Here is a 335-nt window from a genome sequence, read left to right as displayed (position 1 = left end):
TGCCTGTCACGACGCAAACATCACGGCCTATGTGCCTAAGCCAATGACTTCAAGCGCCAAGGCTGATGGCCGATTCAACAAAGATGCCTTCGTGTATGACTCGACAAAAAACGAATACACATGCCCGACGGGAGAGGCTCTGATTTGGCGGTTCTCCAGCGTTGAGAAAGGCATGAATATGCACTGTTACTGGAGTTCAAAATGCCAGATGTGAATCGCCCCCAGTATTCTAGACACTCGCCAGACTCTGGTAATGACGCTTTTCGTACTCGACCGGTGACAGGTCACCACTCGTGCCGTGCCGGCGCCTTGGGTTATAAAACATCTCAATGTAA

Annotated in this window: 1 pseudogene; it reads left to right on the top strand. The window is 50.7% G+C overall.

The annotated features are described in order from the left end of the window. A pseudogene (locus H4J77_RS19660) lies at positions 1-208 on the top strand (IS5/IS1182 family transposase); the annotation flags it as partial. Between the last annotated feature and the right edge of the window lie 127 nt (positions 209-335).

Origin of the sequence: Pseudomonas sp. 5Ae-yellow (genome assembly GCF_014077575.1) — a bacterium.
Taxonomy (GTDB): Bacteria; Pseudomonadota; Gammaproteobacteria; order Pseudomonadales; family Pseudomonadaceae; genus Halopseudomonas; species Halopseudomonas neustonica.
This window is presented reverse-complemented; position numbering and strand designations above follow the sequence as displayed.